The organism is Agrococcus baldri, from assembly GCA_900114805.1.
Lineage (GTDB): Bacteria > Actinomycetota > Actinomycetes > Actinomycetales > Microbacteriaceae > Agrococcus > Agrococcus baldri.
Genome location: FOZN01000002.1, coordinates 708,630 through 723,567 on the forward strand (window position 1 = coordinate 708,630; position 14,938 = coordinate 723,567).

The 14,938-nt window shown below is 66.8% G+C and carries 11 protein-coding genes; 6 read left to right on the top strand and 5 right to left on the bottom strand.

Features of this window, described 5'->3' with window-relative positions:
- Positions 1-58: 58 nt before the first annotated feature.
- Both BM288_RS07690 and BM288_RS07695 read right to left on the bottom strand, forming a co-directional pair.
- Positions 59-1,372, bottom strand: coding sequence for an Nramp family divalent metal transporter (locus BM288_RS07690; protein ID WP_092917462.1), 1,314 nt, complete (start codon positions 1,370-1,372; stop codon positions 59-61).
- Positions 1,373-1,553: 181 nt separating this feature from the next.
- Positions 1,554-2,489, bottom strand: coding sequence for a dihydrodipicolinate synthase family protein (locus BM288_RS07695; protein ID WP_092917464.1), 936 nt, complete (start codon positions 2,487-2,489; stop codon positions 1,554-1,556).
- Between the two features lie 177 nt (positions 2,490-2,666).
- Here BM288_RS07695 and BM288_RS07700 point away from each other — a divergent pair, with 177 nt between their 5' ends.
- The 5 genes from BM288_RS07700 (at position 2,667) to BM288_RS07720 (ending at position 11,763) form a co-directional block, all read left to right on the top strand.
- Positions 2,667-3,668, top strand: coding sequence for a LacI family DNA-binding transcriptional regulator (locus BM288_RS07700; protein ID WP_092917466.1), 1,002 nt, complete (start codon positions 2,667-2,669; stop codon positions 3,666-3,668).
- 237 nt (positions 3,669-3,905) lie between these two features.
- Positions 3,906-6,992, top strand: coding sequence for a helicase-related protein (locus tag BM288_RS07705; RefSeq protein ID WP_177220299.1), 3,087 nt, complete (start codon positions 3,906-3,908; stop codon positions 6,990-6,992).
- A complete protein-coding gene (locus BM288_RS07710) occupies positions 6,992-10,381 on the top strand; it encodes a type ISP restriction/modification enzyme (protein ID WP_092917470.1) in 3,390 nt (1,129 codons plus the stop codon). The genes BM288_RS07705 and BM288_RS07710 overlap by 1 nt, the downstream gene beginning before the upstream one ends.
- Before the next feature lie 313 nt (positions 10,382-10,694).
- A complete protein-coding gene (locus tag BM288_RS07715; RefSeq protein WP_092917472.1) occupies positions 10,695-11,342 on the top strand; it encodes a hypothetical protein in 648 nt (215 codons plus the stop codon).
- A 151-nt stretch (positions 11,343-11,493) separates the two neighbouring features.
- Positions 11,494-11,763, top strand: coding sequence for a hypothetical protein (locus tag BM288_RS07720; protein WP_143103061.1), 270 nt, complete (start codon positions 11,494-11,496; stop codon positions 11,761-11,763).
- Positions 11,764-11,766: 3 nt separating this feature from the next.
- On the opposite strand, the gene BM288_RS07725 is transcribed toward BM288_RS07720, so the two are convergent.
- The 3 genes from BM288_RS07725 to BM288_RS14640 are packed head-to-tail and all read right to left on the bottom strand — an operon-like array spanning position 11,767 to position 13,622.
- On the bottom strand, positions 11,767-12,708 hold the full coding sequence (locus tag BM288_RS07725) for an RNA polymerase sigma-70 factor (protein WP_092917476.1): 942 nt from the start codon (positions 12,706-12,708) through the stop codon (positions 11,767-11,769).
- Positions 12,705-13,229, bottom strand: coding sequence for an NAD-dependent epimerase/dehydratase family protein (locus BM288_RS14635; protein ID WP_318255404.1), 525 nt, complete (start codon positions 13,227-13,229; stop codon positions 12,705-12,707). Before BM288_RS14635 ends, BM288_RS07725 begins: the two co-directional genes overlap by 4 nt.
- A gap of 33 nt (positions 13,230-13,262) precedes the next feature.
- Positions 13,263-13,622, bottom strand: coding sequence for an NAD-dependent epimerase/dehydratase family protein (locus tag BM288_RS14640; RefSeq protein ID WP_318255405.1), 360 nt, complete (start codon positions 13,620-13,622; stop codon positions 13,263-13,265).
- A 148-nt stretch (positions 13,623-13,770) separates the two neighbouring features.
- On the opposite strand from BM288_RS14640, the gene BM288_RS07735 reads away from it, so the two are divergent.
- Positions 13,771-14,787, top strand: a complete 1,017-nt coding sequence (locus BM288_RS07735) for an NAD(P)H-quinone oxidoreductase (RefSeq protein WP_318255406.1) — start codon at positions 13,771-13,773, stop codon at positions 14,785-14,787.
- Positions 14,788-14,938: the final 151 nt, after the last annotated feature.

Here is a 14,938-nt window from a genome sequence, read left to right on the forward strand (position 1 = left end):
CCTCAGGAGCGAACACTGATGCCCCGAAGCTGGAGCTTCGGGGCATCAGTTCCAAAGGTCAGCTCACGAGCGACATCACCAGCCGCACAGACGTCGCCAGGATCGCGATGAAGCCGATCGCGGCGAACACGTTCTTCCACCAGGTGTTGCGGAGCTCGCCCATGAAGCCGCGGCGGTTGCTCATGATGATGAGTAGCGCGCCCAGCAGAGGAGCGACGAGCACGGTCAGCGCTTGCGCCATGATGATCAGCCCCACCGGCGACTCCTGGAACGCGAGCGTGATGCCGATGCCCCACAGCAGGATGATCGCTGAGACGATCTTCGCGGTGCGGGAGCCTGACGACGCTCCGTGACCCAGCGCATCCGACAGCATCGTGCCGCCTGCGGTGGCGTTGGCGATCATCGACGAGAAGGCTGCGCCGGCGAGTCCGAGGGCGAAGATGGCCGAGCCCACGGGCCCGGCGAGCGGCTCGAAGACCGCCGCGAGCTGGTTCACGGTCCGTGCCTCCTCGCCGGTCTGACCGAGCACCGCAGCGGCGACGATGATCACGAGGATCGTCATGATGCCAGGCGCGACGATGCCGGGGATGGTGTCGACGAACGTCACGTCGCGGTACTGCTCGCGCTTGTGGCCGCGCTCCTTGATGCCGTACGAGTTGTAGAACGCGGCGTTGATCGAGAAGTTCGTGCCCACCAGCGCGACGATGAGGATCTCGCTGCCGGCGGGGAAGCTCGGCATGAGTCCGGCGGCGGCTTGCGCCCACGCGGCGTTCGAGATGATCGCGCTGACGATGAAGGCGACCGCCATGACAGCAACGATCGTGATCAGCAGCTTCTCGACCGCGCGGTACACGTTGCGGAACAGCAGGATGGCGAACACGACCACCGTGCACGCGACCGTCCAGAGGATCGGGGAGCCGCCGAGCAGCAGCGACAGCCCGAGGCCCGAGCCGACGGCGTTGCCGACGGAGAACATCAGGGTGATGAAGAACACCCCGATGCCCGCGATGACGCCGACGGGCTTGCCGAGCTCATCCTTGATGGACTGGATCAGCGAAAGCGGTGAGCGCATGCCCAGTCGCACACTCATGTCGGTGAAGAAGATCATCAGGATGGTCGAGACGACGATCACCCAGATGAGCGCGTAGCCATAGCCCGAGCCGGCCTGCACAGCCGAGGCCAGGTTGCCCGGCCCGAACTGCCAGGCGCCCACCACGAAGGCCGGCCCGGCGAGCGCGAGCGTGCGCCAGATCTTGTGCCGCTGCTTCACGGGCGCGCCTGACGCGGGGGCGGCGGGGGCGGATGCGGTGGGTTCATTCCCGCCATTGTCGTGCGTGCCGGCGTTGGCGCGGCGGGTGTCGGTGCTGCTCATCGTTGAGCTCCGTTCTATCGCGGGCGATGCCGCGATGGTCGTCGTTGACCGGTCGAGCTGTGGCCGCACATGCAATGTGCGGCAGTCGCCGCGCCCCAGCTCGTGGGTGGCGCGGCGCGGAAGGTGTCGGCAGCAGCGGCCGAAGGGCGTGGGGCCGACGGACCGGCCCCACGCCAAGCGGTCAGGCTGCGACGAGCGCGCTGCCGATCTTCGCCGAGACGAGCGCCGCGGCGATCTCCTCGTGCGCGCCCTCGGCCAGCGGCAGCAGCGGCGAGCGCACCGTGGCGTGCTCGAGAATGCCGCGGGCGACGAGCGCCTCCTTGAGCGCGACGGTGCCCTCCATGTGCGAGCCGCGGTGGTAGACGGTCTTCGTCACCGGCAGCAGCTGGTCGTGCAGCTCGCGCGCCCGCGCGTAGTCCTTCGCCTTGCCGGCCTTGATCAGCTCGATGAGCAGCTCGGGCGCGATGTTGCCGTAGCCGACCAGCGCGCCGTCGACGTCGAACATCGTGTGCAGCAGGTACTCGTCATGGCAGGTGAGGATCTGCAGCTCCGGGTGCTCGGCGCGCAGCACGGGAATCTCGGTGTCCCAGCGCTTCATGTTGCGCACGCCGTTCTTGGTGGCGAAGACGCCCTCCTGGCCGGCGATCTCAAGCTGCGTGTCGAGGTTGTAGGTGGCCTTCGTGGCATCCGGGTACTGGAAGAGGATGAGCGGCAGACCGCTGGTCTCGTAGATCTCCTGGTAGCGGGCCTGTGGTGCGCCGTCCTGGTAGCCGAAGCGCAGCCAGCCGTGCGAGGGGTAGACGAGGCCGGCGGTGGCGCCGGCGTCGACGGCCCGCTTCGCTTCGAGTGCGGCGACGGTCGAGCCCTCGCCGGTGATGCCGGCGATGACCGGCACGCGGCCGTCGGTCGACTCGACGAAGGCGGTGATCACCTGCGCCTGCTCCTCCTGCGTGAGGAACGTGCCTTCACCGGCGTGGCCGAGCACGACGAGGCCCTTGACGCCGTCGATCGAGCCGAGCCAGCCGCCGAGGCGGGCGATGGCGTCGAAGTCGATCGCGCCCTCGCGGGTGAACGGGGTGACAGGTGCGGGGGTGAGTCCCCGGAGGTCGAGAGCCATGGTGGCGTTCCTCTCCATTGAGTGCCGCGATCCGCATCGCGATGGTCTGGTCGTCTCACAGATGCAAACGTTTGCGAGAACGATTGCAGTCTGCACTGCGGCGAGGGAGGATGTCAAGCGCTCCGACCAAAAAACGATGGGCGGATGCGTTGACTACGCTGAGCGGAAGGGGGTGCGATGGCAGCGCAGCAGGGTGAGGTCGTAACGCTGCGCGACGTCGCGGCAGCGGCAGGCGTCAGCATCGCTACGGTCAGTCGCGTGCTTGACGGCAAGAGTGCCGGCTCATCCCACGTAGAACGCATCCGGGCGATCGCCGACGAGCTTGGCTATCGCCGCAATAACTCGGCGTCGGCGCTGCGACGAGGTGAGACCGGTACGATCGGCGTGCTCGTGCCGAGGCTGTCGGATGCCGTCATGGCACTGATGTTCGAGGCGATCGCCGCAGCGGCTGCCCGGCGGGGCCAGTTCGCGATCGTTGCTACGAGTGGCGACGAGCCCGATGGCGAACGCCTGGCCGCCGAGACGTTGCTCGCCCGCGGGATCGATGCGCTGCTCGTCGCTTCGGCGCGCATCGACGACCCGCTCACCACGGCGCTGCGCGAACGTGGGGTGCGGCATGCGCTCGTGCTCCGCACGGACGGCACGAGCCCGTCATCCATCGGCGATGACGAGACCGGTGGCTACCTCGCCGCACGGCACCTGCTGGATCTCGGGCATCGTGACATCGCGCTCGTCACCGGCCCGCTGTTCACGTCGAGCGCGCGCGACCGCATGGCCGGCGCGCACCGCGCTCTCGGTGAGGCACGCGTCACCCCGCTCGTGGCCGAGACGGACGATTACCGCATTCCTTCGGGCGAGCGCGCTGCAGCGACCTGGCTGGAGGGCTCTCGCCGCCCGACTGCGGTGTTCGCCGCGAACGACGACCTCGCCTTTGGCGTGCTGGCCGCCTGCCACCGTGCGGGCCGCGAGGTCGGGCGGGACTTCGCGCTCGTCGGCTACAACGACGTGCCGATGGCGGCGCGCATGCCCGTGCCCTTGACCTCGGTGCGCACGAACTTCGAGCAGATCGCGAACTCGGCCTTCGAGCTGCTCGACGGTGAAAGCCAATCGGGAGCGCGCGTCGCGATGCCGACGCTCATGCCGCGAGCGAGCTCCATTCGCGCGCACTTCTGGGCATGAGATCGGGCGGAGCGACATCTCGTTGCAGTACTCGAGCGCTGACCGCATATCCTCCACCTCGATCGCGGCGAGCGGCTGATGTTGGGGGTCGCCACTAACGTAGGGGACGGCACGACCCGCGGGTTTCGACTTACGCGCGCCGTGTTCGTTATTGACGACGACCATGGGTTTCGCGTTCGTCGCCGTGGTGGCGCCGGCGGGCCGGCTCCCGCGACACCTGAAGGGGAGTACACACAGATGGCCGCACCTGACAGCTTCATTGTCGACAATACGAACGACGAATGGCAGGTGCTCCAATACATCCGCGCATGGTGTGACCTCAGCAGCGCGATCGACATCGCGACGGGCCACTTCGAGATCGGTGCGTTTCTCGCCCTAGATGGTGAGTGGCAGAAGGTCGACAAGATTCGCTTGCTTATTGGCGGTGAGACGAGCCGGACGACAGCAGACGCGATTGCGGCCGCACTCGAAACGTCGATCAAGGTCGAGCGGCAGGTCGGGGACGCCTTCTTGAGCGGGATCGACGCCGTCGTCGACGGAATCCGTGTCGGTAAGGTCGAGATTCGCGTCCACAAGCCCAAGAAGTTCCACGCGAAGGCCTACATCACGCATGCGAGGAACCCGGTCGTCGGGTCGGAGGCGCTGGTCGGATCATCGAACTTCACGCGGCCTGGTCTCACGCAGAACGTAGAACTAAACGTCCGTGTCCGCGGAACCGACACGGTGGAGCTGCAGTCGTGGTATGAGGACCATTGGGCGCAGGCGACTCCAGTGAACCCTGAGTTGCTCGCAGTCCTCGGCCACAACGTTCGCGAGTTCACGCCCTTTGAAGTCTACGCGAAGGCGCTCCACGCTCTCACTGCGAACGCCGACCCCAGCGATCAGGGCTGGGAGGAGACCGAGTCGGCTATCTACCCGATGCTCGCCCCTTATCAGCAGGAGGCGTTTCATTCGCTAATCGAAATGTCGAAGCAGTGGGGTGGCGGCTTCCTGACCGATGGCGTCGGCCTGGGGAAGACGTTTGTCGGCCTGATGCTCACCGAGTACTTCGCGGTCAGGCAGCGGAAGAACGTCCTAATCATGGCGACAAAGACCGGTCAGGACGCAGTATGGGATCCGGAGATCAAGGAGAAACTCCCGGACCTCTACGGAGGTCAATTCTCAAACGTCATCGTGAAAGCCCACACCGACCTTACGACGAAGTCCGGTGCCGAAGCGATCGAGCATCTCGCCAAACGCGCTGACGTCATCATTATTGACGAAGCGCACAACTTCCGAAACCACGGCGCCAAGCCGACCGAGGAGAACCCTTGGGGCTCGCGCTGGTGGCGGATGCAGGAGGTCTGCAAAGGCAAGACGGTGTTTCTTCTCACCGCGACGCCGATCAATAACAGTCTTTTCGATCTAGTCCACCAGGCCGAGCTCTTCACGGGTGTCGACGCCGACAACCACTTTGCGAGCATCGGCGTGAACAGCCTGCGCAAGTACATTGTCGGTCTGGAGAAGCCGTTCAAGGATGCGATCCCCGACCATGTCGCAATTGACGCGCTCATGTCCAATGACAAGCTCTTCCAGGCGGTCATCCACCAGAACAGTCGCAAGTACGCCGTCGACAGCGCGAAACTCGCCGGCGGCGCCGAGGTCGTGTTTCCGGAGACTCAGGTGCCCAAGGTGGTGCCCTACGAGTTCGGGCTGCTCTACGCGCCGCTCTTTAAGGAGATCCAGGCCGCCTTTAGCCGGGCGACGCCTCTGTTTGTCCTGCCGATGTACTACCCGCTGGCATTCTCGACCGACAAGGACATCAACACGGTCGCCGAGAACCGGCAGCGCCAGGTCGTCGCGCTGATCCGGACGATCTTCCTCAAGCGTTTCGAGTCGAGTCTCGCCGCCTTCGCCGGCTCCTGTCTCGACCTCGCGGCAAAGGTGCTGCGCTGGCTCGATGTGAACACGAACGGCGATAACGCGAATGAAGCGAAACTTGCTGCCTGGCGTACTGCCCACGAGCCGACCCTGCAGAAGATCCACGACGCCTACCGGACCACCCTCGCCGAGGTCTGGCACGAGGAGGACCTCACTGAGGAGGAGCTCAACGAGCTGGAATACAATCTGGTCGGCGGCAACTACAAGCTAGGCGACATGATCGACGCCGCGTTCGGCGACCTCGATCAACTGCAGCGCTTCATGGACCTCGTGCTTGCTGGAGCCGGCGTCGACGACAAGTACCTCCAGCTCCGCTCGCTACTCCTCGGCCCGACGAAGTCGGAGAAGAAGGGGATCGACGAGAAGGTGTTCACGGAGGAGTTCCGCAAGCAGCCGGTCATCGTCTTCACCGAGTTCGCCGACACCGCCCGCTACCTGGAAGAGCGTCTCCGCACCGATGGTCTAACCGACGTCGACCGGATCGACGGCACGCGAGGGAACGACCGCTACGCGATGATCAAACGGTTTGCGCCGTTCTACAATAAGGTCAGCGCTGCCGATCGGAAGCAGCTCGCGCCGCTCCGAGTCCTCGTGTCGACCGACGTTCTGAGCGAAGGGGTGAACCTCCAGGACGGCTCGCTGCTTGTTAATTACGACATCCACTGGAACCCGGTCCGTCTCATGCAGCGCATCGGCCGCGTCGATCGCAGGATGAACCCTGCGATCGAGGCCGAACTAGTGAAGGAGCTGAAGCTACAGAGTGGCTCCCGCGGCCACATCCAGATTCGCAACTTCCTTCCCCCGACAGAGATCGAGAGCCTGCTCGCGCTCTATGGCCGCGTGCAGGGCAAGACGCTGATGATCTCGAAGACGCTCGGGATCCCCGGTGGAAAGCTCATCGACGAGTCCGATGTCTACGACGACGTCAAGGTCTTCCAAGCATTCAAGGACGAATACGAGGGCGACATCGCCCCGATCGAGCAACTCCGCCTCAAGTGGCTGGAGCTCGTCAAAACAGACCCGACGCTGCCTGGCTTGGTCGACCGGCTACCCGACGGCATCTCGGTCGCCAAGTCAGGGAAGCCGACCGGCGTCTTCGTCGTGCGGCGCGTTCCGGTGCTCGCGAAGCCAGACGAGCATTCCGAGGCGGAGTGGAACCTTAAGCCCGGCCGCGTCGAGTGGGCGCTCAAGACCACCACCGACGTCGAGCGCGGCCTGCTCGCTATCGACGCCGCCGTCGAGGCGCAGCCCAACGACAAGGCACACCCGTTCCGCGCGAAGCGCGAACTGCTCGCCTCGCTCCGCGGGTTCGAGCGCGACGAGACGAAGCAGCTCCGCAAGGAGGTCCAGCTCCCGCTCGACGCGCCGGCGCCGGAGACGCTGGCATGGATTGAGGTGCAGTGATGGCGAGCGCCGAGCAGCTTCGCGAACTGATCAAGGCGGCCCCAGAGTCCCTCGACAGCCTGCTTTCGCTGCTGCACGAGGGTCTCGGCTGGCCGCTCTATGGCACGCCCCTAGAGCCGGAGGATGTGCTCATTGACTGGAGCCCCGAGGAGTTGCACCTCGACCCAGATCACGTTGCCCGACTCTCCCGCATCTCGCAGATCCCGCCGCTGACGGCGAAGCAGAACTTTGGCGCGTTCTACCTGCGGTTCGAGGGCGGCCAACTGCCGATTGGAGCTGTGCGGCGCCTGGTGCAGCGGCTCGTCACGAGCAAGCGCGGAAGGACGGGCGGGAAGACGCCGACCTGGAAGCTCGACGACATCCTGTTCTTCTGCCTCGCCGCCGGTGACGAGGCGGTTATCCACGTCGTCAACTTTCGGGAGCGGAACGGCAAGCGGCTGCTCCGAGTGCTGACCTGGAACGGGAATCCGACCGAGGCCCGACTGAGGCTCCTCGCGCAGCGCACGCTTTCCGAGTTGGCTTGGGTCGACGACCAGGGGCCGCGGCTCATCGTCGAGCCGGATCAGGCGACGGGATTTGCGGCTTATCGCGAGGGTATCCGCAGCGCGAAGACCCTCTCGAAGCGCATGGCAGAAGTCGCCCAGGACGTCCGCGATGAGGTGAAATCGCTGCTCGCGGTCGAGACCGAGGCAGGCCCGATGAAGTCGCTGTTCCGCGACGTTAAGGAGCGTCTGATCGGGGACATCACCGAGCCACGCTTCGCGGACGTGTACGCGCAGACGATGGTCTACGGACTGCTCACCGCCCGGATTGCGCACCCCGATGACTTCAAGGCGGAGCGTTCGCTCGCGGCAATGAAGTTCGACAACCAGTTCCTCGACGCGATCCACTCGCGCTTCCGGGACGAGGCGGACGGTGTGCTCGATATCGACGAACTCGGGCTCGCGGACCTTGCCGAGGAGCTCGCCACGACGAACGTCGACGAGCTGCTCGCCGACTTCGGCGCGGACAACCAGCGCGACGACCCGGTGGTCTACTTCTACGAGGAGTTCCTCGCCCAGTACGACCCGGATCAACGCCGAGACCTCGGGGCGTTTTACACGCCGAAGCCGGTGGTCCGGTACATCGTCAAAACCGTCGATGACGCGCTCAAGTCGTTCGGTCTCCCGCTCGGTGTCGCCGACCCGACCACCTGGGCCGACTACGTCAAGACCCACCCGGGCATCGAGATCCCAGCGAACGTCAGCCCGAGTGACGCGGTCGTGTCGATGTTCGACCCTGCGAACGGCACCGGCACCTTCCTCGTCGAGTGGATCGAACAGGCGAAGAAGAACGCGGGCGCCGCGGCCGTCGAGACGGCGCTGCGTCATGCATCCGCCGTCGAGATCTCGCTCGCCTCGTATGCGGTCAGCCACCTCAAGGTGTCACTCGAGCTTCCAACCGACCTGCGTGAAGAGTTCCGCCTGCCGATTTTCCTCGGCGACACCCTCGGTGCGCGTCGCGCGACCGGACTCGAAGGACTCGACGACCCGATCGGTCACGAGGGACTCCTCGCGAATCAGGTGAAATATGACCGGCATCACACGGTCCTCATCGGCAACCCGCCTTACGATCGTGACGCGAGCAGCAAGGCTGGCTACATCACCGCACCGGTACAGACCGGCAAGCGGTCGCTCTTCGACGACATCCTCGACGACGCCAAGGCACACGTAATCTTCAGCCACACGAAGAGCCTCAACGACCTCTACGTCTACTTCTGGCGCTGGGCGATCTGGAAGGTCATGGAGCAGAACGACGGACCTGCGGTCGTCGCGATGATCACGTCGTCGTCGTGGCTCACCGGTCCGGGATTTCTCGGGCTCAGACGTTTGGTGCGCGAGGTCGCCGACGACATCACGGTGCTCGACCTTGGCGGAGCGGGACGTGGCGCCCGCAAGGAAGAGAACATCTTCGACATTCAGACCCCGGTCGCGATCGTCACGCTGACGCGGAAGGGCAAAGCGGTGCGGTCGGAGCCCGCGACCGCTCGGTATCACCGAATCCACGGGACGCGGCATGAGAAGCTCGTTGCGCTTGCCGCGCTCACCAGCGGCAAGACGGTTGAGTGGACAGCACTCGACCCGGAGTGGTTCGCAGCACTTGCGCCACCGACTGGTGACGCGAGTTGGTTGGACTTCACGGCGGTCGCTGACCTCTTCCCGTGGCAGCAGCCAGGATGCCAGTTTGGGCGCACTTCCCCTGTCGGGCCGAGCAGAGAGGTTCTCGAACGCCGATGGGAGCGGTTCGTCTCGACGAAGGACGCCGCCGACCGCGCGAAGTGTTTCAACGCCTCGAGCACTGGGCGGAACATCAACACGAAGGTTTCGGGACTCCCCAAGCTCGTCGACGAGCCCGTCGGCGCGGCACACCAGCCGGTCGTCCGCTACGGCTACCGATCCTTTGACCGCCAGTGGGCCTTCGATGATGCACGGTGGGCGAAGACAGAGAGCCCGTCGCTGTGGTGGTCTGTAGCCCCGAAGCAGATCTTCATGACCGCGATGATGACGAACAAGCTCGGCCCTGGCCCCGCGGCGACCCTGTCGACCGGGGTTCCCGACTTTCACTACTTCGCTGGCCGCGGAGGCAAGGACGTGATCCCGCTATATCGCGACGGGAAGGGGACTCCGAACGTTGACGCCGCGCTGCTCGAGAGCATCACGAGGGCTCATCGGAAGGCGGATCGCTCGGCAGCAGCAGTCACGCCCGAGCGGCTCTTCGCCTACACGTTCGCAATGCTCGCCGGCACGGACTACACGGCACGTTGGCACGACGAGCTCGAAACCCCCGGCCCGCGCATTCCGGCGACGGCCGACCCGACGCTGTTCGCAGAGTTCGCCGACCTTGGCGAAAAGTTGATTGCCCTCCAGACGTTCGGCGAACGATTCGCGACAGAGCCGCTTGACCTCGGCGGCGTCGCCTGGGACGGGGAGCCCAGTCGCCTCCCTGAGGCTAAGTCTGACCTTCTGTACGACCCGAAGGGCGGCGCACTACGCGTCGCGGACGGCAGGCTCATCGGTGTCCCGCCGGAGGTCTATTACTTCGCCGTCAGCGGCATGGTGGTCATTCCGAAGTGGCTCGGTTACCGCATGGCGAAGGCATCCGGTCGGGCTGCGTCGAGCGAGTCCCCGTTGGACAAAATTCGTCCAACGACCTGGCTGCCGGAGTGGAGTCAGGAGCTGCGTGAGATCGTCGCCGCCATCCGGGACACGCTTGCTCTGCAGCTTGACGGGATTGCGCTCCTTGACCGTGTCATGGCCGGTCCCCTGATCGCCGCCTCAGAGCTTCCGCAACCGCCGGCCTGGATGCGCCAGCCCCCCAAGAATAAGAACGACGACGGTGCGCTCTTCTAAAGAAGGGTCTCGCTGGCTGCCGGAAGGCACAGTGGCAGTACACGCTCAATGAGGCGCCACGGCAGGTGCTCGTCGAGATCGACGCCTACCCTCGACTCAGCGTTCGTCGACTTCATCGTCCACATTCGCCTTGCCCGGCAGAACGTGCTCACAGGGGATCGCGTCCGCCGTGTCGAAAAGATCTCCTTACTCGCAAGGCTTGGGCAAGCGGAAGCGGTATATGAAGAGTTCCGACCGACGTCGGGACCCGGCTCGCTGCGCACCGTCGATGGCTGAAACTGAGGTTGTCAGCCGCCTCGACCAGAATGTTCCAATGGACCTGCTGCAGTCGCTGGACGCATATCGACACGAGGCCTCGTGGGCGGTGTGGAAGACCGACGACGCGGGCGACGTCGTTGGTGATCCCGAGTTCCCCCTCGAGGCAGCCACCGAAGCCGCCCACGGTCGAGCGATGATCGTGGCGCTGAATCCCGGGGGCATCCCGTCGGCCGAGCACCCGGTGACGCCGGACTGGTCAAACTTTCACAGCCCGAACAGCCGCCACAACGACATCTTCCTTGCGCACGCATTCGTGGGAACTCCGTTTTGGGGCGCGTATATGACAGACCTGCACCCGCAATTGGTGGAGCCGAACTCGACGCTTGTGCGTCCCGAGCAGGAAGAGGCCCTGCGTTCGGTGCAGTCGCTGATCGCTCAGGCCCGGTTGCTGCAGTCCGTGGGGACGATCATCTGCCTCGGAGGAAAGAGCCTCCGGTCGATCTCGGCGTATGCCGACCTCATCGAGCGCGAGACCGGAATCCGCTCGATCGTCGGTGTCCCTCACTATTCGCGCTCGAACGCGAATGTCCACAAGCACGACGCCGAGCGCTACCGTCGGCTGGTGCATGAGGCGCTGGGACTGGTGACGGAGGAGGTCGAGAGCGGTCCAGAGTCATCGGGCAAGACCCGATCGACGAAATGAGGGATGGTGGCACGATGAACCTGCATCGAAGCATCGCCAGAAGGGTGAGCATATGACGCGCGGACGGAGCCCGTGGAGTGTTCCTGCGAGGAGCCGAGAAGACGATGACTCATGGAGCTTCTCGTTCACCCGCGAGTCCGAGGCGATGGACATGTTCGCCATCCCGCTCGACCGAACAGAAGCGCTCGCCGCCGCTCTCGGCATGGCGACGGACGTGGCCGTCGATCAGTTGGAGAATAGGAAGGCAGAGCCGATGCTGGTCGAGGCATGGCAGGCGCTAGTGGGCACCGATCGCGACCGCGGCATCACTCGCCTCGAAGAGGCGGGGCTGGCCCCGCGATCCGCCGGCTCTTGGGCTCCATTCGGCGACTACGGCGTGTACGTTCCTCCGAGCGACGACGTTGCTCCGGTGATTCGGTAAGGCTCAAGTCGGCGGCTCGGCCTGCGCGTCGCGAGGCGAGGCCGAGCCCGCTTCGCGAAGCAGTGTCCACGCATCCGCCACCGGGCCGAGGTGCTGCAGTTTGTCGGGGTTGAGGACGATGCGCACGGCGGTGATGACACCGCCAGCGACGTCGAAGCCCCAGCTCGAGAGCACGCGGCCGTCGCGGTCGCGGAAAATCGCGCCGGGGCGCCCGTTGATGCGCTGCGGCTCCAGGGCGCAGCCTGCGGCGATGAACGCCGGGGCCATCTGCGCGAGCTTCTCGACCATGCGGTCGGCGCCCCACGTGCCGCGACCCCAGACGGGAGCCTTGCCGCCGCCGTCGGCCGGCATCACCGCATCCGCCGCCAGCATCGACCGCATGCCCTCGACGTCGCCATCCTGCATCGCCGACAGGAACCGGGCCGTGAGCGCTTCTGCCTCACGCGCATCCGCCTCGAGTCTCGTGCGTCCGTCGTCCATGTGCCGACGGGCGCGAGCGGCGAGCTGCCGGCACGCGGCCTCGGAGCGGTCGAGGGTCTCGGCGATCGCGGCGAAGTCAAACGCGAACACCTCGTGCAGCACGAACGCGGCGCGCTCGAGCGGGCTCAGCCGCTCGAGCAGCAGCAGCGACGCCGTGGTGAGCGAGTCGGCGAGCTCCGCCGCCTGCTGCGGGTCGCTGTAGGGGTCGTCGAGCAGCGGCTCGGGCAGCCACTCGCCCACGTACTCCTCGCGCCGCACGCGCGCCGAGCGCAGCACGTCGATCGACACTCGCGTGACGATCGCCGCCAGGTACGACTTCAGCGACGCCGGCCGCTCGTCGCTCGCGTCGAAGCGCAGCCAGGTCTCCTGCACCGCATCCTCGGCCTCGGTCACGCTGCCGAGGATGCGGTAGGCGATCGAGAAGAGCAGCGGCCGCAGCCGCTCGAACTCCGTGGCCTCACTCATGCGGCGTCCTCCGCGAAGCCCTGCCGCCACGACGGGTGGCTCGGCTGCCAGCCCAGCTGCCGCTTCGCCTTCGCGTTCGAGAAGCCGCGGCCCTCGGTCATCATCAGCACGCCGGCGCTGCCCGCGAACGGGCGCGCCAGCCAGGCGGGCATGCGCGGCGGCGGCTTGGCGCCCGCGACCTGCGCGAGGTGCGGCAGCCAGTCGTGCACGGGGGCCGGCTCGTCGTCGACGACGTTGAACGCGCCCTGCGCGCGCTGCTCGATCGCCAGCACCGTCGCGCTCGCCGCGTCGTCGAGATGCAACCAGGAGGTGTGACCGGCACCGCCGCCGACCACCGGGAACTGCCGCTTGCGCACCGGCTCGGCGAGGATCTCGGTCGCGCCCGGCCGGTAGAGCCAGCCGTAGCGCAGCGCCGCCCCGCCGGCCTCGACCACGAGCCGCTCGAGCCTGACGACCGCTGCCATGACCGGCTCGGCCGCCGTGCCTGCCATCGGGTCGAGTCCCTCGCTCTCGGTCTTCACCCATCCGCCCTCTCGGATGCCGTTCCAGGCGCCTTAGCTCTGCGCCACCACATGCGGCACGCCCGATGCTCGCACAGCGGCGAGCAGGTGGTCGAGCCCTTCCGTGCGCAGCCGGTTGGTCTGCGCGAAGGCGCGGTCGAGGTGCTTCATGTCGATCGCGCCGATCGATGTCATCTGGTGGACGACCGCGTCGGACTCGGCGGCCGCGACCGCCTCGCCCACCTGGGCGGCATCGAGGCCGTCCATCACCACGGCCGTCGCACCGAGGCCTTCGAGCAGCGCCACCTTCGCCGGGTCGGTCGTCGTCGCCGTCACCTGGTGGCCGCGCGCGACCAGCTGCGGCACCAGCCGCCGCCCGACCGCGCCGGATCCGCCTGCCACGAACACTCGCATCATCGCTCTCCTTCTCGTCGGGGCCGCGGGGTGCGGCTCCCTCGTGCACGTGACGAGATCGGGGAGTGGGATGTGACACGGGCGTGTCTGCCGCGTGCCTGTCTGTGCGGTGGACGCATCCGCCTGCATTGCTTTCGAGCACGACAGGATGGAGCGGAGACGGGAGGTCGCGATGCAGGCGATGCAGTTCGAGGTCGACGGGCCGTTGGGGTGGGCGGATGCGTCAGAGCCGGTGGCGGGGACGGGTGAGGTGGTCGTCGAGGTCGTCGCGGCCGCGGTGAACCGCGCCGATCTGCTGCAGCGATCCGGCAAGTACCCGCCGCCCGCGGGGGAGTCGGAGGTGCTCGGGTTGGAGTGCTCGGGCACGATCGTCGCGCTCGGCGCCGGGGTTGCGGACGGCGTCGAGGGCTGGGCGGTGGGCGACCAGGTGTGCGCGCTGCTGGCCGGCGGCGGCTACGCCGAGCGGGTGGCGGTGCCGGCGACGCAGCTGCTGCCGGTGCCGGAGGGCGTCTCGCTGGCCGATGCGGCCGCGCTGCCGGAGGCGGTGTGCACGGTGTGGAGCGCGATCCGCGACCTGCCGGAGCCGGAGGAGGGCGAGCTGGCGCTCGTGCACGGCGGCTCCGGCGGCATGGGCACGATGGCGATCCAGCTGCTGCGGGCGCTCGGGTGGCGGGTCGCGGCGACGGCGAGTGCACGGCACCGTGAGCTGTGCGCGTCGCTCGGGGCGGAGATCGTGATCGAGTATCGCGCCGAGGACTTCGTGGACGTCGTCAAGGGTGCGACCGAGGGCCGCGGTGCCGGCTTCGTGCTCGACGTGATCGGTGCGTCCTATCTCGACCGGAACCTGGAGGCGCTCGCGCTCGATGGCGCGATGACCGTCATCGCCGTGCAGGGCGGCTCGAAGGCCGAGGTCGACCTGCGCCGCCTGATGCAGCGCCGCGTGACGATGCGCGCGATGACGCTGCGCGCTCGGCCTCGCACTGGCGGCCGCGGCTCGAAGGCGGAGGTCGTGCGCCAGGTGCGCGAGACCGTCTGGCCGCTCATCGCCGCGGGAGCGGTGCGGCCGGTGATCGGGGCTCGCGTGCCGCTGGTCGAGGCCGAGCGGGCGCACGAGCTGATGGGATCGCCGGAGGCTCCGGGAGGGAAGCTGCTGCTGGTGCGGTGAGCGAGACGCCTCCGAGGTGAGGCGCGACGCGACGCCCGTGGCCGGCGTCGTGGACACATCCGTGGGCACGGCATCAGCGCCGCGTGTGAGTCTCCTCCGCATCGCGTCACGCGCGCCCCGACGGTCGTAGGCTTCCAGCCCAGTGCAACGT